The sequence below is a fragment of the Streptomyces sp. NBC_00223 genome (assembly GCF_036199905.1).
Taxonomy (GTDB): Bacteria; Actinomycetota; Actinomycetes; order Streptomycetales; family Streptomycetaceae; genus Actinacidiphila.
This window is the reverse complement of the sequence record NZ_CP108109.1, coordinates 4141470-4163060: the sequence shown is the minus strand read 5'-3', so window position 1 is coordinate 4163060 and position 21591 is coordinate 4141470. Positions and strand designations below refer to the sequence as shown.

Genomic DNA, 21591 nt, shown 5'->3' with positions numbered 1-21591 from the left:
TCAGCTCAGGCCGACCGACTTCAGCCAGGCCTGGGCGACCGCCAGCGGGTCCTTGTTCTCGCTCTGCACCTGGGTGTCCAGGTTGAGCAGCGTGACGGTGTCGAGCTTGGCGGACACGGCGTTGAGCGCGTCCACCCCCGTCTGGGACAGCCCGGACTTGTAGACCAGCGGGATCACGTTCGCGAATCCGAAGAGGTTCTCCGGGTCCTGGAGGACGACGAACTTCTCCTGGGAGATGGTCGGGTCCGTGGTGAAGATGTCCGCGGCCTGGACGTTGTTGTTCTTCAGTGCGGCCTCGGTCAGCGCACCGCCCGCGTCGAGCGCCTTGAACGACTTGGGGACCAGCCCGTAGACCGACTTGAGGCCGACCAGGCCCTGCTGGCGGGTCTGGAACTCCGGCGACGCGCCCAGGGCGATGTCCGGGCCCGCCTTGACGAGGTCGGCGATGGTCGAGTCGGCGGTCAGGTGGTACTTCGCGGCGGTGGCCGCGTTGACCGTGACGGAGTCCTTGTCCTGCGCGGCCGCCGGTTCGAGCAGCGTCAGTTTGGGGTCGAGCTTCGTGACGATCGCCGCGTCGGTGGTCTCGACCGTGGTCGGTACCGCCTTGGGGTCGAGGTACGCCAGCAGCGAGCCGTTGTACTCGGGCAGTACGGTCAGCGAGCCGTTCTTCAGCAGGCCGTAAGTGACTTCACGGGTGCCGATGTTCGGCTTGTACGTGACCTTGATGCCCTTGGCCTTGAGGGCCTCCCCGTAGATGTCCGCGATCAGAATGCTCTCGGCGAAATTGTTGGAGCCGACGACCACGGTGTCGCCGCTCGACTTGTTTCCGGCCAGCGGGTCGCTGGGACTGTCGGAGGAGGACGAGGAACAGCCCGCCATCAGCGGTGCCGCCGTGACAGCCGCTACGGCCACCACCGCCACTCGGAGAAGTTTCGGGCTGGACCAGGTGCTCTTCGCGTGAGAAGTCACGATTTCCCGTTCCGGGCTCAGAAGGTTCGAATGGTGATCGGGTGTGATCGAAATATGCGGTACCCACCGATCCAAGCCAGCGGGTTCCGGCCCAGTCAAGGGAACCCTGGTCACCGATCGGCATCGATGTACAACTGCTGACTCCGGGGCTGGGGTTGCCTGGCGAGGCGTCAGTCCAGTCCTTGGAATCAGGCAGGAGGCGGTCGAGTCCCGGCCATCAAGAGACGGTAGTCTCGCCGCTGTTGGAAGCGATGCTCGGACAACTGTGGTGCCTGTCCGGTCGATTCGTTTCCACACAACGGGTCGAAGCGATCAATTTCAGCCTCGGCCCCGTCCTCGCCCAACGCCCGGTCCCCCCGTCGTGCGGCAGCACCGTCGGCCGTGGGACCGCGCCTGGTTCTCGCTAGGAAGTCACGGAGGAGGACTGGTGTCCGTGAACGAGGTGGACGCGTCGGCACGGCCGGAGCCGGCGCCGCCGGTCCGGGGCGGTGTCAGCAGCTTCGCCGACCGCTGGCCGTTCCGGCGCAAACTCAATGTTCTCGTCGGTGTGCCGCTCGTCGTGGTCACCCTCCTGCTCTCCTATGTGATCACCGGCCTGGTGGGCCAGGCCCAGGACGCGGCCGCCGCGGCCAGGCTGGTCCGTGACAGCCGCCAGGTCGCCGAACTCGTCGACCGGGTGGAGACCGAGCACCAGCAGGCGGTACTGCTCTCCGTGCGCTACGAGTCGGCCACCTCCGGCAAGCGCCCCTCGCTCACCGCCTACCGCAAGGCCCAGGCCGCCGTCGACACCCAGGTGGACCGGGTCCGTTCGGCCTTCGGGTCACGGCTGCCGGACGCCGAGGCGCAGATCCTCCGGGAGATCAACGGCCTCGGCAGCCTGCGCGCCACCATCGAGCAGAGCTATCTGCCGGTCGACAACATCGACCCGGCCTACACCTCCGCCGTGGACGGACTCATCGACGGCCTCGGCCTCGATCTGAACGGAAACCTCAACTCCACCCGCACCGGCAGCCTGCTGGACTCCCTGCTGCGCGCGGAGGCCGCCCACGCCTCGCTGGAGACCAGCGTCTTCTCCGCGCAGACCGGCGACAGCAACGCGCTCATCGAGTTCATCCACGCGGTCGGCTACGACCGGCTCTACGTCTACCAGGCCGACCGCTTCGGCCGGTTCGCCACCGACGAGCAGCGCGCCCAGCTCGCCGGGATCGAGCAGAACACCGCCTGGAACGCGATCTCGCTCCAGTACGCGAGCCTCCAGATCGACCCCAGCGCCCTGGAGGCCAAGACCCCGGCGCGGGTACGGACGGCGTTCACCACGGCGCTCAAGGCGTACCCCGGCTACCAGCAGGTGGCGCAGACCCGGCTGCGGATCACCGGCTCGCTGATCGACCAGATCGCCGACCGGGCCGACCACGCGTCCACCCGGGCCTGGCAGCGGGCCGCCTGGCTGCTCGGCTGCGCGCTGCTCGGCTTCGCGCTCTGGCTGGCCTTCACGGTGGCCGTCCGCCGCTCGGTGGTCCGCCCGATGCAGGCCCTGACCGGCGCCGCCGTACGGGTCGCCGATGTCGCCGGGCAGGAGCTGGCCCGGGTCGCCGACGACGACGCGGCCGACGCCGGACCGCCGCGGCTCCAGGAGGTGCCGGTCACCGTACGCGACGAGATCGGCGATCTGGCCGACGCCTTCAACCGGGTGCAGACCACCGCGGCCGCGCTGCTCGAACGCCAGGTGCTCAGCCGCCGCAACGTCGCCGAGATGTTCGGCAACGTCGGCCGCCGGGTCAGCAATCTGACCGCCCGCCAGCTGACCCTGATCGACGCCATCGAGCGCGGCGAGACCGACCCCGCGCTGCTCGACCGGCTCTACCGGATCGACCACCTCGCCGTACGCCTCCAGCGCAACGCCGACAGCCTGATGCTGCTGGCCGACATCCGCGAGACCGGCATGGAGGCCGAACCCAGCGCGCTCACCAATGTGGTCCGCGCCGCGCTCGGCCAGATCGAGGGCTACCAGCGGGTCTCGCTGATCGCCGAGACCGATGTCACCGTCGCGCCCGACATCATCGCCGACCTGACCCTGATGCTCGCCGAACTGGTCGAGAACGCCGTGTCGTTCTCGCCGGTCCGCAGCCCCGTCGAGGTGTCGGTGCGCACCGGTCCCGACGGCGCGCTGATCGAGATCTCCGACCACGGCCTGGGCATGAGCGCGGAGCGCCTCGCCGAGGAGAACGCCCGGCTGATCCGCCGCGAACGCCTCGACCTCGTGCCCACCAAGGTGCTCGGGCTGTTCGTCGTCGGCAGCCTGGCCCGCCGCTGGGGCGTCCGGGTCACCCTGACCCGCACCCCGGGCGGCGGCGTCACCAGCCAGGTGCTCATCCCGTCCTCGCTGCTGCTGCTCATGAGCCCGTTCGCGCCCGCGGGGCCGTACGAGGAGCGCGGCGGCGGGCGGACCTCGCCCGCGAAGGTGCCGCTGCCCGAGCGCCGCACCCCGCCGGCGCCGGAACCGGCCGCGACGCCCGCTCCCGCACCGGCCGCCGACCCGGCGCCGACGACGGGCGAGCGGCGGACGGACGACTTCACGCTGCCCCGGCGCGTCCCCGGCCGCCAACTGCCCGCCACCCCCGGGACCGCGGCCGGCGCCGCTGCTCCGGCACCGGCCGCGCCCGAAGCGCCCGCCGCCCCCGAAGCGCCGCGCGCCGACCACGAGCGGGACGAGTCGCGCGACCACGCGCGGGACCTCCCGAGGGAGCAGGAGGACACGCGGGACGACGCCGCCGCGGCCCGCCCGCTGCGCCGCCGGGTCCGCGGCGCCACGCTCAGGACGACATTGACCGACGCCGAACGGCACGCGGCGCGCCAGGCGCCCCGCACCGTCGACGCGGAAGCGGTCCGCTCGGAGCTCGACGCGTTCGAAGCCGCAGTGGAACGGGCCCACCGTGACAGCGCCACGGCCCCCCGTACGACGACCGATCAAGCAGGGCTACCGGAAGGAGCGGAACAGTGACAACGCCGACAGGTGACACCTCGGTTGGGCAGCCCGCGCCCGCCGATCTGCGAGCCGCCGCAGCCGACTTCACCTGGCTGCTGAGCCGATTCGCCGCCGAGACCGCGGGGGTGGTCGACGCCATCGCGGTGTCCTCCGACGGATTGCTGATCGCCGTCTCCCAGCTGCGCGACCACGCGGACTCCGAGCGGCTGGCGGCCATCGTCTCCGGCATGACGAGCCTCGCGGCCGGCGCCGCGGGCAACTACGGCCTGGGCGCGCTCAACAAGGTGATCATCGATCTGGAGGACGGCCACATCCTGGTCTCCGCGATCGGCAGCGGCGCCGTGCTCGGCGTCGTCACCTCCAAGGAGGCGAAGCTCGGCAACATCGCGTACGAGATGACCGTCTTCGCCAACCGGGCCGGGGCCGCGCTCAGTCCGCAGCTCGTACTCGAACTCAAGAACAGCGTGGGTTCCCCATCCGCCCGCTGACCGGTCCTGCGGGGGGTGAGGGAAAGGAACGCCCATGACGACCGGTGACACACCAGCCGGTGCGGACGCCTTCACGGGACCGGCGGCCGATCCGGTCGGCCGCGCGCCCGCGGTCCGGCCGTTCCTGGTCACCGCGGGCCGGGTCGCGGGCACCAGGTCCGGACCGCCGATCCCCGTCGAGACCCAGATGGTGACGACCGTGGCGGGGATCGAGGAGCTCGACCAGCTGTCGTTCGAGCGGCGCGACATCGTCGCGCTGTGCCGGCGGCCGCAGTCGCTCGCGGAAGTCGCGGCCAAGCTGCGGCTGCATCTGAACGTGGTCCGCGTCCTGGCCGAGGACCTCCAGTCCAGCGGGCAGCTCTCGGTGTACATACCCCACACCGACACCGCCCAGGACGTCTCCGTACTGCGAAGGGTTATCGATGGTCTCCGCACCATCCCCGACTCCCGGGGGGCACTCCGTGACACCGACTGAACCACTGGCCCACAGCTCCGCCCGTTACGGCGACGCCCAGTACGCCGAGAACCGGTACGCCGACACGCGGTACGCCGACGCGCGCGGGACCGGTGTACGGCACACCGACGTACGCGGCACCGGCACGCACACCGACGCCCGGTACGGCGATCCGCGGCAGAACACCGTACGGCCGCCGCTGCCGGTCAAGATGGTCATCGCGGGCGGCTTCGGCGTGGGCAAGACCACCGCCGTCGGGGCGATATCCGAGATCGCGCCGCTCACCACCGAGGCCGCCATCACCGAGGTCGCGGCCGGGGTGGACGACCTCAGCCACACCCCGCACAAGACGACCACCACGGTGGCCATGGACTTCGGCTGCATCACCATCGACGCGGCCCTCAAGCTCTATCTGTTCGGCACGCCCGGCCAGGAGCGGTTCGGCTTCATGTGGGACGACCTGGTGGAGGGCGCGCTCGGCGGTCTGGTCATCGTCGACACCCGGCGGCTCGACGACTGCTACGCGGCCGTCGACTACTTCGAGCACAGGCGCATTCCGTTCGCCGTCGCGGTCAACGCCTTCGACGGCAGGATCGAGCACGACCTCGACGAGGTCCGCTGGGCCCTCGACGTCTCCGAGCAGGTCCCGGTGGTCGCGTTCGACGCCCGCGAGCGCGGCTCCGTACGCGACGCCCTGCTGGTCGTCCTGGAACTGGCGCTGGCCCGGGCCGAGGCATGAGGGCCCCGGCCCGGAGGCGTACGGCGGCGGTCAGGTCCTGACCGCTCCGCGGCCGGGCCCGTGACGGTGTGCGTCACCGGGGCCGTACCCCCCGTGCGTCAGCTCCGGCGCACTCCCGGGGACACCACGAGCCGCGAGATCAGCGCGAACACACCGATCGTGGCGATCGCGACCACGACGATCACCGTGGCGCCGCCCACCACTTTCTCGTAGTTGCGCTGGTAGAGGCCGTCCAGGATGTAGCGGCCGAGGCCGCCGAAGCTGACGGCCGCGGCGATGGCGGCGGTGGAGACGACCTGGATGGCCGCCGAGCGCAGACCGCTGAGGATCAGCGGGAGGGCGGCCGGCAGCTCCACCTGGAACAGCACGTTCGCCGGGTCCATCCCCATCCCCCGGGCGGCGTCGACCGGCGCGGGGTCGACCGTGCGCATGGCCTCGTACGTCGTCACCAGGATCGGCGGGACCGCGAGGACGACCAGCGGGATCATCACGGGCAGCAGTCCGAGCCCGAACATGATGAACATCAGCACCAGCAGGCCGTAACTCGGCAGCGCCCGCGCCCCGGTGGCGATCAGCGCCAGCACATTGCCGCCGCGCCCGATGTGACCGGTGATCAGCCCCACCGGCAGCCCGATGGCCGCCGCGATACCGAGCGCCATCAGCGAGTACTCGACGTGCTGGAGCGTCCGGTGCGGGATGCCGTCGTCGCCGTGCCAGTGCGAGCCGTCGCTGAAGAACGCGTTGACGAAGTGCAGGACGTTCATCGGACGGCCTCCTCCAGTGCGGGGGCGAGGGGTTCCGTCGACGCGGCCGGGGACGGCTCGGCCGGCGGCGGGGTACGCCGGTTCGCGCCCGCGCCGCGCGGCATCCACGGCGTCAGCAGCACGCGCAGCCCGATGAGCAGGCCGTCGATGGCGATCGCCAGCAGCGCGCTGGTCACGACGGAGTTCACCGCCAGGGCCGGCCGGTGGTAGAACTGCGCGTCGGACAGCAGATTGCCCAGCGCCCCCTGGTTGCCGATGATGGTGCCGACGCTGACCAGGCTGATACTGGACACCGTGGCCACCCGCAGACCCGCGATGATCGCCGGCACCGCGATCGGCAACTGCACCCGCAGATACCGCTGCACCGGCCCGAACCCCATCGCGGTCGCGGCGGCCAGGGTCTCCCCGGGGACCGATCGCACCCCGTCCACGATGGCGGGGATGAGCAGCACCAGGCTGTAGACGGTCAGCGGAATCATCACCGTGGTCTCGGTGGCCCCGGTGTAGTCGATGAGGAAGACGAAGAAGGCGATCGACGGGATGGCGTAGAGCGCCGTCGTCACCCACAGCACCGGCGGGTAGATCCAGCGGAAGCGCACACAGAGCTGGGCGATCGGCAGCGAGAGCACCAGTCCGATGGCCACCGGGATCAGCGCTTCGCGCAGATGCAGACCGATCAGGCCGAGGTAGGAGTGCTGGAGGTCGCTCGGGATGTCGAAGAAACCGTTCATCGCGTGACCCGGTCCCGGCCGCCGGAGCCCTTGCCGCCGGGCCCCTTGGCACCCTTGCCGCCAGGGCTCTTGGCGGCGTTGCCGCTGCTGCCGGAGCCCTTGGCGAGGGAAGCCCCGGCCTCGCGTTCGGCGTGCGCCCCGCGGATGGCCGCGGCGATGGACTCCTGCGAGGTCACGCCCACCACCCGCCCGTCGCCGTCCACCGCGACGGCCCAGCCGGTGGGGGAGAGCACCGCGCAGTCCAGCGCGTCCCGCAGCGACTCCCGGCCGAACTCGAACGGCCGCCCGTGCGAGATCAGTTCATTACGGGTGAGCTTCGCGCCGCCGCCGACCGCGTTCTTCGGCTCCGTCCAGCCCAGCGGCCTGCCGTCGGTGTCGGTGACCAGCAGATACGGCACGCCCGGCGTGGTCCGCTCGGCGACCTGCTCGGCGCCGGCGTCCACCGCGATGACCGGCGCGGTGGACAGCTCAAGGCCGGCGGAGGTGAAGAACGACAGCCGCCGCATACCCCGGTCGGTGCCGAGGAAGTCCTCGACGAAGGCGTCGGCCGGCGAGGCGAGGAGTTCGGCGGGCGAGGAGAACTGGGCCAGCTTGCCACCGGTCCGCATCACCGCGATCAGATTGCCCAGCCGGATGGCCTCGTCGATGTCGTGGGTCACGAAGACGATGGTCTTGCCCATCTCCTCCTGAAGACGCAGCAGTTCGGCCTGCAATCCCTTGCGGACGACCGGGTCGACGGCCGAGAACGGCTCGTCCATCAGCAGCACCGGCGGATCCGCCGCGAGCGCCCTGGCCACGCCGACGCGCTGCTGCTGACCGCCGGAGAGCTGGTACGGATAGCGCTTGGCCAGCGAGGCGTCCAGACCGACGCGTTCCATCAGGTCCATCGCCCGGCTTCTGGCCCGGCCGCGGTCCCAGCCGAGCATGCGGGGGACGGTGGCGATGTTGTCCACGATGGTCCGGTGCTGGAAGAGACCGGCGTTCTGGATGACGTAACCCATCGAGCGCCGCAGCGCGTTGACCGGCTGCTGCTGGATGTCGTTCCCGTCGAGCAGTATGCGTCCCCCGCTCGGCTCGACCATCCGGTTGATCATGCGCAGAGTGGTGGTCTTCCCACAGCCGGACGGTCCGACCAGCACGGTGATCGAGCCGTCGGGTATCTCCAGGGACAGTTCGTCGACCGCCACTGTGCCGTCGGGATACCGCTTGGTCACTGACTCTATGCGTATCAAAGTCGGAATCCCCTTCGGGACTGGGCATGGTGCGGCCTGCTCCCGGCACGATCACACAAGCCGTCGCGGGGGAGAGTTTAGACCGCCCGTGTTTCGGCCCGGCACGGGCGACACGGGCCGGACCGCCGGGATCGCCGGGACCGCCGCGGCGTTCGGCGCCGGGCCCAGGGGTACGGCGTCACCTGGCGGCGCGAACCGCTAACGCATGCCGAGTCGGCGCCGTCTCGTGACGAGGAGAAAGGTGACGGCCACGATGGTGACAGCCTGCACGATGGCGGCGAGCTTCTTGTCGTACGACCAGATCGGCTCGTACATGTCGGGAAACGGGCCGAAGGCGCCGACATCGATGTAGCGGTAGACCATCAGCGCGGCCAGTCCCCCGGCGGCGACGAGCCAGGCGAAGGCGTCCACGATCAGATGGCGCCAGATCAGGACGAGGAGCGCGGCCAGCGCGGCCAGACCCGCTTCGAGCCGGAAGAGATTGCCCTGGCTGACGCTCGCGCTGACCGCGTCGTACTGGCCCGCGAGCTTGGCGTGGACATAGGCGTCCACAGCCAGGCCGGCCGCCGCGATCACACGGGCCGTACCGCGGAGCAGGCCGAGAGCGGCGAGCCGGTCTGTGGAGTTCGACATGTCGTGCTTCCTTCACGGAACGAACGCTGACGGACCGCCGGTGACGGCTCAGCCGACGATGAGCTTGCCCTTCATGAACGTGTGGATCGTGCAGATGTAGTCATAGGTGCCGGCGGCCTTGGGCGCGTTGAAGGTCACGGTCTTGCCGGGGCTGATCGTCTTGGTGTTGAACTCCTTGTTCTTCGTGGCGGTCACCGTGTGGGCGGTGGAGTCCTGGTTGACCACCGTGACCTTGGCTCCGGGCTTCACGGTCAGCTTGGCCGGGTGGAAGGCGAAGTTCTTGATCACGATGCGGGGCGGGGTGGTGGCGGCCGCGGCGACGTCGGAGGCGGGGGTGCCCGAGGCGGTGGCGGTCGTCGGGGCGGCGGCCGTGGTGGCGGCGGCCGAACTGCCGGAACCGGAGGAGCCGGAGCAGCCGGTCAGCGCGAGGAAGCCGCCGGCCAGGGCAATGGCCGCGAGCCGCCTGCGGCTCACGGGCGGACGGGTGTCGGTCATCGGGTCGGTTCCTCTCGTCGGAAGGGGAGAGCGGGGGGTGGGGCTACGAGGGCGGGAACGCGACGGGTGGCCCGCCCGGGGCGAACGGACGAGCCACCCGTACACATCCGTCAGACCGTCAGAAGCGCCGGGCTGGCGGCCTTGTCGGTCGGCAGGAAGTCGTCCGGCACCGGGTACTGGCCGAGGATGAAGTGCAGGATCGCCGCGTGCATCGCCTCGACGGGCGCGATGGTGGCCGCGGTCTCGATTCCGGCCTGGCTGGAGACGTTGTAGGTCGCGAAGAGATAGGTCTGCGCGGCCTGGTCCTCCAGTTGCAGCGCGAGCTTGGCGACGGCTCCGACGGTGGTCGCCTTGCCGAGGGCGGCGGTCACGGCGGCCTGGTTGGACAGGGGTACGTTCCTGATCGCCGGCTTGCCCGCCCCGACCAGTACGGCGTTCCACGCCTTGGCGTGGTCGGCGTGCTGGCTCATCGCGGTGGTGACGAAGGTGGCGACCGCGGGCGGGACGGTGCCGAGCTTGCCGGCCTTGGCCGCCGCGAGGGTCGCGCGGTACGCCCCCACCGCCTGGTTCTCCAGGGCCGTGGCCAGGGCGACGACCTTCAGATCGCCGGTGTAGGTCCCGGCGGAGGCGGACGCCGAGGTCGAGGTGGAGGGTGACGAGCCGCCGACGCCCTTGGTCGACGCGGCGGAGGTGTTCTCGTCCTTGCCGGCGCAGGCCGCCAGCGCGAAGGCGGCGGCCAGTCCGCCCGCGCCGAGCAGGAAGCGGCGGCGGGCCGGATCGTGCGGCCGGTCCTCGGCGGCGGGCCGCCCGGTGCGGATCTCCTCGGCGAGATCCACCGCGCCCGCCCGCATGTCGGGCAGCGTCGAGCGGTGTGCCTCCTCCATGTCCCGGGTGAGGCGGGCGAGTTGACCCTCGCTGATCGGCAGTTCCCAGCCGGAGTGCGTGGTGCTCACTTCACGGCCCCCTCAGTGATCGGCGAGGCATTGGTGGTCGGATAGAAGGCGTTGGGGAACCCGACGCTGCCCGCGGCGGCCGGCAGCTTGGCCACGTCGGTCGGGATGGCGATCAGGTCGGACATGTTCCCGGCGAGCAGCGCCTGTACGGCCAGCAGCGTGGCCCGGTGCTGGGCCTCGACCGGCGCCACCGACGCGAAGAGCTTGCGCAACTGGGTGCTGTGGACCATGCCGACGTTCTTGGTGTACGTCTGCGCGGCCACGTCCTCCAGGGTGATCGCCAGCTTGACGACGTCCGCGGAGGTCTTGATGGTCGGGAGCGTGCGCTTGACCACGGCCGCGTACTTCGGGTCGGGCGCCGTCTGCGCGGCGCCGCCCGCCTGGGTGGCCGCCGCGTTGAACGCCTTGGCGTGCGCCTCGTGCTGCGTGGTCGTCTTGGCGATGAAGGCCGCGATCGTCTTGTTGCCGTCCTTGATGAACGGCAGGCCCGCGGCCGTCCGGTAGACGCTGACCGCGAGGTTCTCGATCGACGCGGCGGTCTGCAGCGCCTTGATGTCGTCGCTCGTCGTCGCCGCGGCGGCCCGCGCCGAGGTCAGCAGCGCGGCGGCGCCCGCCATCCCGGCCACCGTCCCGCCGCGCCGCCACCAGCGCGGCGACCGCGCCTGGTCACGGGCGGCCTCGGAGAAGTCGCCCAACGCGTCGGCGGTGATCCGCACGGCGTCGCTGTTGAGGTCCTGTGACTGCTCGGTGAGTTCCGCCAGCAGTCGGGTGTCGATGCGCTCTGCGCCCATCACGCCCCATCTCTGTCCACTGCGCGCCCACTCCGTCGCGGGCGCTTCGAGGAACGTTCGCGGCCCGAGCCCGCGCGGATTGGTCGCATCACCGAGACAGCCGTGGGAGATCACCCGATATGGCCATTCCGCGCCCGCCGCGGAGGAAGTTGTTCGAGCGGCGAACGGTGAGGCGTCTCGGAATCCGTCAACCGGCCGCCTCGTCGCAGGGGGTCGGTGGTGCCGGTCAGCCGATGGGGCGGTTGCGGCCCGCGAGCAGGCCCGCGGCGAGTTGAGGGAGCATCAGCAGCGCCAGGAAGAACAGCGGTGGCCGCCAGCTCCCGCTGTGCTCGTAGAGAGCCCCGACCAGGACGGGACCGGGGATCGACAGGAGGTAGCCGGCGCTCTGTACGAAGGCCGACAGTCGGACCACCGTCGCGCTGTCCCGGCCGCGCATCCCGATCATCGTCAGCGCCAGCGGGAAGGAGCAGTTGGCGACGCCGAGCAGTACGGCCCACAGCCACGGCGCGGCGGTCGGCGCCGCCCACAGCCCGGCGTATCCGGCGAGTCCGAACACCCCGATGGTCACCGCGATCCCGCTCTGGCCGCGCAGCCGACCGGCGAGGGCGGACAGCGCGAAGGACAGCGGTATCCCCAGCACCGAGGTGAGGGCGAAGAGCAGACCGGCGCTCTCGGCGGAGAGTCCGGCGTCGCGGAAGATCTGGGGCAGCCAGCCGATGATGACGTAGGCGGCGGTGGCCTGGAGGCCGAAGTAGACGGCGAGCGCCCAGGCGGTGGGGTTACGGGTGAGGGGTACGTCGGGTGCGGCCCCGGGTGTCACGGCTACGGCGTCCTGTGCGCTGGACGCGGAGGCCGGGGCGCCCCTGTCCCGACCACGCGAACGGGCCAGGGCGACCCATGACGGTACGGCGAGAGCGGCGAGCCCTCCCCAGGCCGCCAACCCGAGCCGCCAGTCGGCGCCGTGGATCCGGGTCAGCGGCACGGTGAGGGCGGCGGCGGCCGACGCGCCCAGGTTGAGGGCCGTGGCGTAGAGGCCGGTCATCATGCCGACCCGTGCCGGGAAGCGTTGCTTGACCACGACCGGCAGCAGGACATTGGCCACCGCGATCCCGGCGAGCGCGAGGGCACTGGACCCGAAGAACAGGGCGGCGCCCGAGGCGAAAGCGCGCAGGACCAGCCCGACCGCGATCGCCGTCATGCCCGCGGTGACGACCGCGTCGGGCCCGTACCGGCGGGCCAGCCGGGGTCCGAGGAAGCCGACCAGCGCGAAGCAGGCCGCCGGCACGGAGGTGAGGACCCCGGCGACGGCGGGACTCAGCCCGAGGCTCACCCGGACCTCGTCGAGCACCGGGCCGAGGCTGGTGACCGCGGGCCGGAGATTGACGGCGGCCAGCAGCAGCGCGAGCACGCCGGCACCCCGCCGCAGTGCGCCACGCCCCGCCGTGGCGGAGCGCGGCGCGGACCGGCTGGAGGGGATCGCCGGGCGCGAGATGCCGACGCGCCGCCCCGGCCGAAGGGTCCGGCGCCCGGAGTTCACGACGGAATCCCGCGCGGCCGGACCACAGGCCGCGCCCGATGCCGCGCCGACCGAAGCACTCGCGGCCCTCGTATACCTTCCATGGAAGCGACTATACCTTCCACGGAAGATATAGTCGCTTCCATGGAACAGCAGCAGGCACCCGACCAGGTGGCCCGGGAGCAGGCACCCGACCAGGTGGCCAGGGTCCAGGCACCCGACCAGGTGGCCCGGGTCCAGGCCGAGTGGCGGCGGGAACGGCCGGACCTCGACGTGGGCCCCCAGGCCGTCATCGGCCGGCTCCACCGCCTCGCCCGCGCCCTCACCCAGGAGTTGTGCGTCGTCTACGCCCGCTACAACCTGAGCGAAGGCGAGTTCGACGTCCTGGCGACGCTGCGCCGCGCGGGCGCGCCCTTCGAACGGGCCCCGGGCCTGCTGGCCGCCCACACCATGGTGACGACCGGCGCCATGACGAAACGGATCGACCGTCTGGAACGGGCGGGGCTGGTCACCCGCCGGACCAGCGAAACCGACGGACGCGGCCGGGTCGTCGCCCTCACCGACGCCGGACGCGAACTCATCGACCAGGCGTTCACCGAGCACATCCACAACGAGCACCGGCTCCTGGCGGACCTCACCCCGCAGGAAGCGGGCGACCTCGAAACGCTCCTGACCACCTGGCTGTCCCGCATCGAACCGCCCCGCGTACCCCCACGACCCTGACACGACGTCAGCCGCACCCGGCTGCTGTGCCGCTGTTCACGCGGCGGATTCACCGCAAGCTTCGCGTACATGCCTCCGCGGAAACCATTTGCGCCCGTCCTTCGCCAAACCGATCCCCAACGGATCGACCCGACGTGGGGTGGCGCCCGCTGGGCGGCCACACACGGCCAGAGGCCATGACCGCCGGACCGGACGGGGCCGGCACCTTCGATCCGGACCTGCCGACCCGGGAAGGCAACGAGAGGAACGACGCGGGTACGGAGACGAACTCGGCGTCGACCCGGACCGGCCAGGTCCCCGGCGGAAGGTGATCCAGGCGCCACCGCCTCGCCACCTCGCGGCGCGTGCCGACAAATGCCTTGCGGAGAGCAGGCGTCATCGTTCCCTTCGCCCGAACCGGGCGAGGGAGCTGTTCCGCAGCCGGGTGGCCTCGTCGGGTTCGACGGTCGTGTCGGTCAGGCGGGTCATGTGGGGAAGTTCTCTCGTTCGTACATACGTTGGGTGTTCGGCCAACAGCGGACGGTGCCGCTCAGCCGGGAGGCTGTCGCCGGGTGATCTGTCGTTCTCGTGAACCCGCACCAATCGGAGAGCCATGGCCGGCCCCCGGGGCTTGCTGGTCAGGTGATCGTCACTCGTCCACGGGTGGTTGCCTTGGCGAGTTCGTCTTCGAGGTCGATGACGGTGATCTGGTTGAGTTCGATGGCGTATTGGGCGCCGAGGAAGTAGTGGCGTTGGGGGTGGTTGAAGGGGATGATCGCCTGTTTCGGGGTGGTGTGGGCGGGGGTGATGGTGAATCCGGAGATCGTGTAGGGGGTGCCGAGCATTCCGGCCACACGGGGGGCGGCGACGCGCATGGCGACGAAGGCGTTGCGGTGGAGGTGGGGGCACAGGTCGATGGCGGTTTTGGCGTGGGGGAGGCAGACGGGCGGCTGGAAGGTGCGAAGGCCCTCCAACTGTTTGGCTTCGGGGTGGCCTTGGGTGCTGGGGACGTCGATGAAGAGGATGCCCGTCTCGGTGCGGCTGGGCTGGTCCTTGCAGACGTGGCAGAGCATGTGGGTGGCGCATTCGCGCTGCCGGGTGGGGTGGACCTGTTTCCAGTGGGGTTTGCCGGTGGGCCAGTTGGTGGGGTTGCGGTTCTGGGTGACGCGGGCGCAGAGGATTCCGCTGGGGTCGCGGTCGTCGTCCTGCTCGTCGGCGTAGCACAGGCCCAGGCCGTTACGGAACGGCCGCAGGGCCAGCGAGCGGTCGGAGACGTCGTGCTCGTTCTCGCGCAGGGTGATGTAGGGAACGGGGGCCGCGCCGGGCGGCGGTTGGGGGTTGGGGGTTACGGGGGTCGGAGTCTTCCTGCGGGTTGCGGCGGGGTGGGGTGTTGGCGGGCGGAGGAGCGCAGATCCGGTCCTCCGCCCGCTGTGTTTGTGCGCTATGCGGCGGTGTGGGTGAGGTGGTCGGTCAGGCGCGCGACGTACGGGAGGGGCAGGCCGTGCACGAGGATGGCGGCTTCCTCGCGGCACCGGGGGCAGTACGGGGTGTAGGTGGCGTTGACGTCGCCGCCCCCGGTGACGGCTTTCACCGCGTCGGTGATCCGTGCGGCCAGCGCCTCGCACCCCTGGGGGTCGTCGGAGTAGTCGGGGCCGTTTCCGGTCTCGCCGGTCAGCAGGCGCAGGAGGGTGCGGGCGTCGGGCACGTCGATGGCGCCGAAGACCACGGTGCCGGCGTCGACGTTGACCTGTTCGGCGTTGAGGCCGTGGGCGACCAGGACGAAGCGCAGGTCGTCGGCGGCCAGGTGCAGACGGGTGTGGCCGGTGGTGATCAGGTCGGCCAGGCGGGACACGGTGGCGTGATCGGCCTCGCCCAGCGGGAACCGGAGGCCGTCGGGCCCGGTACGGGGCGCACCCGGGTTCAGCTCCAGCCCGACCGCGCGTACGGTCTCCCGCAGCCGCCGACCGGCACCACCCGTGACGGGCGGGGCGACGGGCACCGGCGTGGCGTGCCGGGCGGCGACGATGAGGTCGCCCGGCGCCCGTACGGTCGTCTCGTCCGCCTCCCCCAGCCGGATGCGCTCGCCGTCCGGGGCGTGGTCGGACTCCTGGGCCGACAGGTGAAGGCCGGCGGTACGGGCCACGGTCATCAGCCGCACCCGCGCCCGGACACCAGCCGGATACGGCACACCGACGTGGGACGCGGCGACGGCGGCGGTGTCACCGTCGAGTAAAGGGGCTGACGAGGTGTGATGAATCGAATGCAAGGTCATTCCTCTGCTCGTGATGGGGCGCTCCGGTCACGGACGCAACCGGAGAAGTCAGTACGCGGCAGGCACCGCCCACCGGTCACGGACGCGGCGGCGGACCTCGACGGGAGTGGCCCGATCCGGGAACCCGCGTGATCAGCAACTCGTGGCAGATGACGCTCACGCCGCCCCCTCGATGGAGCCGAGCGCGACGAACTGGTCCAGCAACTCGCTCACGAACCACGCCGTCCGCCGCAGATGGGGCGCGCCGCGGTGGTGGCCGCCGGGCATCTCCTCCGCCCGCAAGGCGCGTGCTCGCTGGATGAGGGCGTCGGCGTAGGCCGACTTCTGCCGGACCCGGGTGGACACGGCGATGTCGGTGAGTCCCTGGGGCCCAGGCCGAGAATGCAGCGGCCCACGCTGACCTGGATGTTGACCACCTGGATGCGCAGCCGGTCGTCCGCATCGCAGGGATTGCAGCCGATGCTTCCCTCGAAGACCGCGTCGTCCATGCTGTCGGTAGCGGTGAGGGGCATCATCACGCCCTCGAAGAAGTTCCGGTGGTTGATGCCGGCCGGCCGGGACGGCAGCAGGTCCAGCGGCACGGCGATCTCGCTCGGGCCGTCCTCCGCCTGCTCGGCAGGTAGCCGGACGTGACTGATCCGCCTTCGGTGGTGATCGTCGGGCAGTGGCAGGGACGCCCATACCTGTTTGCCCGGTCGTGCAGGGGTCCGTTCGTATCCCCAGCGGCCGTCGGTCAGGGTGGATACGATCCGCAGCCCGCGCCCGGTCTCGGCGTAGCAGGGGGCCGCGCGCTGCACAGGCGGTGCCGGGTTCTGGTCCCGTACAGCGATGTACAGGCGGCCACCGGCAGTCCGGAGTGCCAACGAGTACCGACGGAGTCCGAGTTGCCCGCCACCGGGCACGGGAGAGGTGACCGGCGGGACCGTGTGGCGTACGGCGTTGGTGGCGAGTTCGGACACGATGACGAGCGCGTCGTCCAGGATGTCGTCCGGCACTGCCCAGCGTTCCAGGATGTCCTGCGCGTAGCGGCGGGCGTCTCGGATCGAGGAGGGCTCGCACGCCAGGTCCAGTCCGCTGAGGGCTTCAACATCAGGAACCATCAGTCGCACCTCCTGTCCAGGTGTAGCGAGGGGCGGCTGCCGGGAAAGCCGGTCGTGTGCGAACACTGAGCGACCGGACGATCACGGCAGCGGTACGGTGAGTGCAGCGGCGGAACGCGCAAACCCCGTTCCGCTGCGGCGAGACCTCCAGGCAAACGCAGTCGCCGCTCCTGGAACAGAACAGATGTGACGCAGCCCTGATGCACGTTCGCTGCACCGCCCCTCATGACCTGGGATTACGCGATGCGGTACGAAGGGGGAAAACATGGGCGTACGACGGGAGCTGGCCAGACGCCGCAAAGCCCTCGGCTACAGTCAGGAACGCCTCGCGGAAGTCCTCGGCGTGGATCGTGTGACGATTGGGCGCTGGGAACGCGGCGAGACCGACCCTCAGCCCTACCTGCGTCCACGACTGGCCAAGGCCCTACAGTCCAGCGCCGCCGAGATCGAGGCACTGCTGTCGCCGCAAGGCGACAGGCCGGCACCAGTCCCGGCGAGGGCTGTCTCCGCAGAAGCTCCCGGGGCGCATGCGGAATCGGGGTATCGGGACGACATGATTCGGCGTGAGTTTCTACGGCTGGTGAGCCTCACCGGGGCGCTCGTTGCGCTGTCCCCCGACGACGCGGACCGCGTTCCCGCCGAGGACGTGGCCGAGGTCCAGGTCATGACCTCCCACCTCTGGCAGGTCTACGGCCTCGCCAGAGCGAAGCAGACCGTGTACCCGCTGGTGCATGACCAGATCTCGGACCTGACCCGTCTCTTGGGGCACGCCCACCGGGAAGGCCGTCACCGCGAGCTGTGCGGTCAGGCCGGAAGCCTCTTCCAACTCGCCGGGGAGATCTTCTTCGACGGGAACCGGTACACCGAGGCGGCCGAGTGCTATGCGCTCGCGGCCAGCGCGAGCAAGGAGGCCGGGAACGCCGACCTCTGGGCCGCCTCCCTCACCCGGCACTCCTTCATCGGCGTCTACGAGCGCCGTTTCCGCGAGACCGCACCGATACTCGACGCCGCCGGTCTCCTGGCACGAAAGGGCGACAGCCACCTCTCCACGCGCTACTGGGTGGCCGCGGTCCAAGCCCAGGTCTACGCCGGACTGGGGGACTTGGATGCCTGCAACCGCGCACTGGACCAGGCGCAGGAGGTGCACTACCTCAGCGATCCCTCCCCGGGTGGCTGGCTCCGCTTCGACGGCTCACGCCTCGATGAGGAACGGGGCAGCTGCTACGTGACGCTGGGGCGCCTGGACCTTGCCGAGACAGCACTGATAGACGCCTTGGGGCGCCAACTCTCGATGCGCCGACAGGGAAGCGTCCTGACAGACCTGGCCGTCATCGGTGCACGGCGCCGCGACATCGACCGTCTGCTGTCGTACGGAACGGCTGCCGTGGAACTGGCCGAGCGCACATCATCGGGGTACATCGGAAGAAGACTGGAGGGGCTCCGCGGGTACCTCGCCCCTTTCCTGCCCGACAAGCGAGTCGCAGACTTCAACGACCATATCTCGTCGCTGATCGCCGCATAAGCGCGCCGAAAGGAAGCAACATGACCGACCAGGGCCGTATCTTCAGGGAAGCCTGGATCAAGGGCGTCCACAGTCACTTCCCGGGTGAGCCGAAGCCCGGGTACGTGGCCCCCTGGGAGGAGACCCCGGACTGGGAACGCGACGCGGCCACTGCGGTCTACGGCCAGGTGGCAGAGTTCCTGACGGTCAGCGGTGGCCGGGCGGCCAGGCTCACCCGGGAGCAGAAAGGGCGGTTCGTGTCGCTGTGCTGGATCGCCCAGATCCACAAGCACTTCCCCGACCCGAAGCCCGCCTATGTCGCCGACTGGAACGATCAGCCGAAGTGGCAGCAGGAGACCAACTCCGACATCTTCGAGGCCATCGAGAAGCAGAACTGACCCTTCAGCGGCCAGCTGTTTCATTCTCGAGAAGGCGAAGGCCAAGGCCGGGGAGAGGCGACGGCTGAGCCAGCGGCGTTGGAGCACGCAGCAAGCCTGATGCGTACGGAACGCGTACCGCACGCCGACGGCCCCCTCGCCCGAACCGGGCGAGGGGGCCGCTGACCTGCGTAAACATCTGTGGAGCCTAGGAGATTCGAACTCCTGACATCTGCCTTGCAAATTCCCCCGGGGTGGGTTTGTTACCTGGGCAGATACGGCGGACAGCGCGCCAGCCTGGGAAAACTCCCCTCACTTGTTTCCGCTGGTGGTGGGGGCCTTCGCGGGGCGTGTGTGCTGAATACGTGCCGCCTGGCCGACGGGTTGCGTGCCCAGGGGAGACCGCCCGCCGGCATCAGCCTGCTCGCGCCGTCGGTCGCCTTCACACTCCAACGGGCACCCCGAAGACGCCGCCGCTGACTCGGACCGCAGACGCGGTACGGGCCGGCGGCCGGGTGCTACTACGTATGACTCCTCCTGCACAGCTGGCCGACACCGCGAGAGTGCGGGGCTTCGACCAGTCGCACTAGAGGTTGCGCATCACCAGCCTCACGACCCAGTCGGTCGCCCACCGCCACAGGCGGTATCCCGCGGCATCGGCAAAGCCCCGGGCCACCCAGGACAACAGGACGAATGCCTTGCGGACCTGGGGACTGCGGGACTCGGACGGGGCACAGCGCTCACAGCGGGTCGGCGGCTTGAGGGAGCCGCGGTTGGCGGGACGGTTGGCCCGGCGCGCGCGGCGGCTCCGGGCCGCACTCTTGCTCGGCATGTGCCGACGGGGGCGATTACGCTTGCTCACGAGGGACTCCCTAGGGATGCAACTGCCTGATGGGGTTCTTCGGGGGTCCGGCTGGTCCTCGGCCTCAGAAACCGGACCGCCGGGCCCTTCGGCGGGCGTGGCTGGATAGAGCCGACGGCCCGGAAGGGCGGCGGCTCGCGGACGTGTACCAGTACCTGACCTGCTTTCTCGCATGATCGGACGCACCGACGTCGAAACTGCCCGTCGAATGCACGCTCTAGGGCTTCACATCTTGCACCACCGGCGAATAAGATTCGACGGATTGCTGGAAATCCTACACGCCCGCTCGTTGTCGGAATAACACGCACCCGAAGCAGGCCGTGTCAAGATTGCACCCCCATCCGCGCCCAGGATGCGAAGATCACCATGTCTACCATGTCGCCACTCCGATGAACGACCATTTCCCCGAGCAGGATGCGCGCGGCATCTTCGTGGCCGCGCTCCAGAAGCATTTCAACAGCGGACTGAAGCTGCGCCACCGGCGCAGAAATACTCATGTGGCGTAAAATCCGGAATGCCTCATTCCGGTTGCCAGCCACGAGGAGCGTGAGGGCTTCCCTCGTCGGCGAGCGCTTGCCGACGGTCGAGTGGGACGGCGCTTGCGTGTTGCGCCGGTCCCCCTCACTGCCGACCGGTGGACATTCGCTGTTGCGCCGGTCCCCCTCCGTCGACGCCGACCTGGCGGCGCGCCGATCCTCGCAGGCCGAGGAGTCGCAGCAGACTTCGTGGCGCATGTCGATCAACTGGTCAAGCCGGTAAGGGACGGTGCGCCCCGTGGCCAGCGCAACCTTCGCCGCCTCGGAGTGCAAGCGGGCGAGGGACCGCTCCTGCGGAGCACGCCGCCCGTGGAGCCAGTGGGAGACCGCAGGCTCGGAGACACCGACACGCCGCGCCACCGATGCCATCGTGAGCGGCGCGAACAGGGAGTACAGCTCGTTCAGGGCGGCAGTGAATTCCCGCTCGGCCTCTCCGTCAATGTCGACTTTTACCGTACGCGGCACAAGACCTCCGGCTACCTGGCGTGAAGGAGAGCACGACCGCCATGCGGCGACGCGGGTCGACACTACATCGGCCAGTGAGCCCTCGGAAACTGTTGCAAGGAGGAATTCCCTACCGCGCTGTAAAGAACCCTGTTCGTACACCTCGCCGCTGGGAAGGGTGCATATCCACACGAAGCACCGCAACTAGAACATATGGTTCATCATGCCCCGCCGTGACCGTGGTATAAATAATCCAGCGGCAGTGGGCTCTCAGCGCGACGGCCCTCCCTAGCCGCCCTCCCCTGAACTACTTCCGAAGATCCGGTGGTGCGAATGTCCGACCTCCCCTCGTGGGAAGACACTTCCCTGGGAACGATGAAGCGGGTCGCCCTCTGGCTGGTGACCGTCGTCGGTGAAGGCGAGGTCTTCACGAAGGAGGAGCTGCGCCAGGCATTCCCCGGTGTCTCACAGGTCGACAGGCGTATGCGCGATCTGCGGGACTTCGGGTGGTCTATCAGCACGAACAGAGAGGACGGGAGCCTCGATCCGGTCGAACAGCGGTTCGTGGAGCCGGGGATTCCCGTCTGGGAGCCGGGGAAGGCGACCCGGCCCCGCGGCACGATCGCCATCGGGGCCGGCAGGCGGCGTGAGATCATCTCCCGCGATGGCAACATGTGCCGCTCGTGCGGCATCACTCCGGGCTCCTTCTACGAGGGGACCTACGAGCAAGCGCAACTCGACATCGCACGCCGGCGGGTGCGCCGCGCGGATGGCGCCGAAGAGCCCGAGCTGGTCACCGAGTGCCAGCGGTGCCGCCTCGGCGCCCGCGAACTCGTAGCGGACCTGACGAAGGTACTGAGCGCCGTCAACGCGCTGCCTGTCGCAGAGCGCCGCGCGCTCGCCGGCTGGGTCGAGGCAGATGAGCGGGTCTTCAACGCGGCCGAGCGGATCTGGGGCGAGTACCGCTCCCTACCTGAGGAGTCCCGCGCCGCAGTACGTGCGGCGCTCGGGCTCTGAACAGCACGGCGAACAAGATATCCAGCAGG

21 protein-coding genes and 1 pseudogene are annotated in these 21591 nt (G+C 70.1%); 8 read left to right on the top strand and 14 right to left on the bottom strand.

What is annotated here, in order from left to right; translation table 11 throughout:
• A complete protein-coding gene (locus OHA30_RS17545) occupies positions 1 to 969 on the bottom strand; it encodes an ABC transporter substrate-binding protein (protein WP_328914793.1) in 969 nt (322 codons plus the stop codon).
• A gap of 427 nt (positions 970 to 1396) precedes the next feature.
• Here OHA30_RS17545 and OHA30_RS17540 point away from each other — a divergent pair, with 427 nt between their 5' ends.
• From OHA30_RS17540 to OHA30_RS17525, 4 genes are all read left to right on the top strand, one after another.
• On the top strand, positions 1397 to 3970 hold the full coding sequence (locus OHA30_RS17540; protein WP_328914792.1) for a sensor histidine kinase: 2574 nt from the start codon (positions 1397 to 1399) through the stop codon (positions 3968 to 3970).
• Positions 3967 to 4443: a roadblock/LC7 domain-containing protein gene (locus OHA30_RS17535; protein WP_328914791.1), complete on the top strand. Its 477-nt coding sequence runs from the start codon at positions 3967 to 3969 to the stop codon at positions 4441 to 4443. Before OHA30_RS17540 ends, OHA30_RS17535 begins: the two co-directional genes overlap by 4 nt.
• 34 nt (positions 4444 to 4477) lie before the next feature.
• Positions 4478 to 4918, top strand: coding sequence for a DUF742 domain-containing protein (locus tag OHA30_RS17530; RefSeq protein WP_328914790.1), 441 nt, complete (start codon positions 4478 to 4480; stop codon positions 4916 to 4918).
• A gap of 178 nt (positions 4919 to 5096) precedes the next feature.
• Positions 5097 to 5636 carry a GTP-binding protein gene (locus tag OHA30_RS17525; RefSeq protein ID WP_328917894.1) on the top strand — a complete coding sequence of 180 codons (540 nt, stop codon included), beginning with the start codon at positions 5097 to 5099 and terminating at the stop codon, positions 5634 to 5636.
• Between the two features lie 98 nt (positions 5637 to 5734).
• Here OHA30_RS17525 and OHA30_RS17520 read toward each other — a convergent pair whose 3' ends face one another.
• From OHA30_RS17520 to OHA30_RS17485, 8 genes are all read right to left on the bottom strand, one after another.
• Positions 5735 to 6400, bottom strand: coding sequence for an ABC transporter permease (locus tag OHA30_RS17520; RefSeq protein WP_328914789.1), 666 nt, complete (start codon positions 6398 to 6400; stop codon positions 5735 to 5737).
• Positions 6397 to 7131 carry an ABC transporter permease gene (locus OHA30_RS17515; RefSeq protein ID WP_328914788.1) on the bottom strand — a complete coding sequence of 245 codons (735 nt, stop codon included), beginning with the start codon at positions 7129 to 7131 and terminating at the stop codon, positions 6397 to 6399. Before OHA30_RS17515 ends, OHA30_RS17520 begins: the two co-directional genes overlap by 4 nt.
• Positions 7128 to 8363: an ABC transporter ATP-binding protein gene (locus OHA30_RS17510; protein WP_328914787.1), complete on the bottom strand. Its 1236-nt coding sequence runs from the start codon at positions 8361 to 8363 to the stop codon at positions 7128 to 7130. Before OHA30_RS17510 ends, OHA30_RS17515 begins: the two co-directional genes overlap by 4 nt.
• A 198-nt stretch (positions 8364 to 8561) precedes the next feature.
• Positions 8562 to 8996, bottom strand: a complete 435-nt coding sequence (locus OHA30_RS17505; RefSeq protein ID WP_328914786.1) for a hypothetical protein — start codon at positions 8994 to 8996, stop codon at positions 8562 to 8564.
• 48 nt (positions 8997 to 9044) lie between these two features.
• Positions 9045 to 9491, bottom strand: coding sequence for a cupredoxin domain-containing protein (locus tag OHA30_RS17500; RefSeq protein ID WP_328914785.1), 447 nt, complete (start codon positions 9489 to 9491; stop codon positions 9045 to 9047).
• 110 nt (positions 9492 to 9601) lie between these two features.
• Positions 9602 to 10444, bottom strand: coding sequence for a ferritin-like domain-containing protein (locus tag OHA30_RS17495; RefSeq protein WP_328914784.1), 843 nt, complete (start codon positions 10442 to 10444; stop codon positions 9602 to 9604).
• Entirely contained in the window at positions 10441 to 11235 is a 795-nt protein-coding gene (locus tag OHA30_RS17490; protein WP_328914783.1) for a ferritin-like domain-containing protein, read from the bottom strand. The genes OHA30_RS17495 and OHA30_RS17490 overlap by 4 nt, the downstream gene beginning before the upstream one ends.
• Positions 11236 to 11461: 226 nt before the next feature.
• Positions 11462 to 12772: a CynX/NimT family MFS transporter gene (locus OHA30_RS17485; protein WP_405785560.1), complete on the bottom strand. Its 1311-nt coding sequence runs from the start codon at positions 12770 to 12772 to the stop codon at positions 11462 to 11464.
• Between the two features lie 204 nt (positions 12773 to 12976).
• On the opposite strand from OHA30_RS17485, the gene OHA30_RS17480 reads away from it, so the two are divergent.
• Positions 12977 to 13474: a MarR family winged helix-turn-helix transcriptional regulator gene (locus OHA30_RS17480; protein WP_328917893.1), complete on the top strand. Its 498-nt coding sequence runs from the start codon at positions 12977 to 12979 to the stop codon at positions 13472 to 13474.
• Between the two features lie 617 nt (positions 13475 to 14091).
• Here the strand turns inward: OHA30_RS17480 and OHA30_RS17475 are convergent.
• From OHA30_RS17475 to OHA30_RS34005, 4 genes and pseudogenes are all read right to left on the bottom strand, one after another.
• Entirely contained in the window at positions 14092 to 14526 is a 435-nt protein-coding gene (locus tag OHA30_RS17475) for a hypothetical protein (RefSeq protein WP_328914781.1), read from the bottom strand.
• 368 nt (positions 14527 to 14894) lie between these two features.
• The gene (locus OHA30_RS17470; RefSeq protein WP_328914780.1) at positions 14895 to 15719 is read right to left on the bottom strand and encodes a hypothetical protein; all 825 of its coding nucleotides are present in this window, start codon (positions 15717 to 15719) and stop codon (positions 14895 to 14897) included.
• A gap of 162 nt (positions 15720 to 15881) precedes the next feature.
• Complete coding sequence (locus tag OHA30_RS34010) at positions 15882 to 16406, bottom strand: DUF6415 family natural product biosynthesis protein (protein WP_405786081.1); 525 nt, start codon at positions 16404 to 16406, stop codon at positions 15882 to 15884.
• Positions 16407 to 16414: 8 nt separating this feature from the next.
• Positions 16415 to 16825 (bottom strand): annotated as a pseudogene (locus OHA30_RS34005) (ATP-binding protein); the annotation flags it as partial.
• A gap of 265 nt (positions 16826 to 17090) precedes the next feature.
• Between OHA30_RS34005 and OHA30_RS17460 the strand changes: the two are divergent.
• Complete coding sequence (locus OHA30_RS17460; RefSeq protein ID WP_328914778.1) at positions 17091 to 18347, top strand: helix-turn-helix transcriptional regulator; 1257 nt, start codon at positions 17091 to 17093, stop codon at positions 18345 to 18347.
• 20 nt (positions 18348 to 18367) lie between these two features.
• Positions 18368 to 18724, top strand: coding sequence for a hypothetical protein (locus OHA30_RS17455; protein WP_328914777.1), 357 nt, complete (start codon positions 18368 to 18370; stop codon positions 18722 to 18724).
• Between the two features lie 1164 nt (positions 18725 to 19888).
• Here OHA30_RS17455 and OHA30_RS17450 read toward each other — a convergent pair.
• Positions 19889 to 20566 carry a helix-turn-helix transcriptional regulator gene (locus OHA30_RS17450; RefSeq protein ID WP_328914776.1) on the bottom strand — a complete coding sequence of 226 codons (678 nt, stop codon included), beginning with the start codon at positions 20564 to 20566 and terminating at the stop codon, positions 19889 to 19891.
• Positions 20567 to 20878: 312 nt separating this feature from the next.
• Between OHA30_RS17450 and OHA30_RS17445 the strand changes: the two genes are divergently transcribed.
• Positions 20879 to 21562, top strand: a complete 684-nt coding sequence (locus OHA30_RS17445) for a hypothetical protein (protein WP_328914775.1) — start codon at positions 20879 to 20881, stop codon at positions 21560 to 21562.
• The last annotated feature ends 29 nt before the right edge of the window (positions 21563 to 21591 follow it).

Bases quoted from the DNA above. Each gene is read 5' to 3' on its own strand.
- OHA30_RS17530 (WP_328914790.1), top strand. From the start codon at position 4,478: ATGACGACCGGTGACACACCAGCCGGTGCGGACGCCTTCACGGGACCG.
- OHA30_RS17520 (WP_328914789.1), bottom strand. From the start codon at position 6,400: ATGAACGTCCTGCACTTCGTCAACGCGTTCTTCAGCGACGGCTCGCAC.
- OHA30_RS17515 (WP_328914788.1), bottom strand. From the start codon at position 7,131: ATGAACGGTTTCTTCGACATCCCGAGCGACCTCCAGCACTCCTACCTC.
- OHA30_RS17505 (WP_328914786.1), bottom strand. From the start codon at position 8,996: ATGTCGAACTCCACAGACCGGCTCGCCGCTCTCGGCCTGCTCCGCGGT.
- OHA30_RS17500 (WP_328914785.1), bottom strand. From the start codon at position 9,491: ATGACCGACACCCGTCCGCCCGTGAGCCGCAGGCGGCTCGCGGCCATT.
- OHA30_RS17490 (WP_328914783.1), bottom strand. From the start codon at position 11,235: ATGGGCGCAGAGCGCATCGACACCCGACTGCTGGCGGAACTCACCGAG.
- OHA30_RS17475 (WP_328914781.1), bottom strand. From the start codon at position 14,526: ATGCTCTGCCACGTCTGCAAGGACCAGCCCAGCCGCACCGAGACGGGC.
- OHA30_RS34010 (WP_405786081.1), bottom strand. From the start codon at position 16,406: ATGGGCGTCCCTGCCACTGCCCGACGATCACCACCGAAGGCGGATCAG.
- OHA30_RS17460 (WP_328914778.1), top strand. From the start codon at position 17,091: ATGGGCGTACGACGGGAGCTGGCCAGACGCCGCAAAGCCCTCGGCTAC.
- OHA30_RS17455 (WP_328914777.1), top strand. From the start codon at position 18,368: ATGACCGACCAGGGCCGTATCTTCAGGGAAGCCTGGATCAAGGGCGTC.
- OHA30_RS17445 (WP_328914775.1), top strand. From the start codon at position 20,879: ATGTCCGACCTCCCCTCGTGGGAAGACACTTCCCTGGGAACGATGAAG.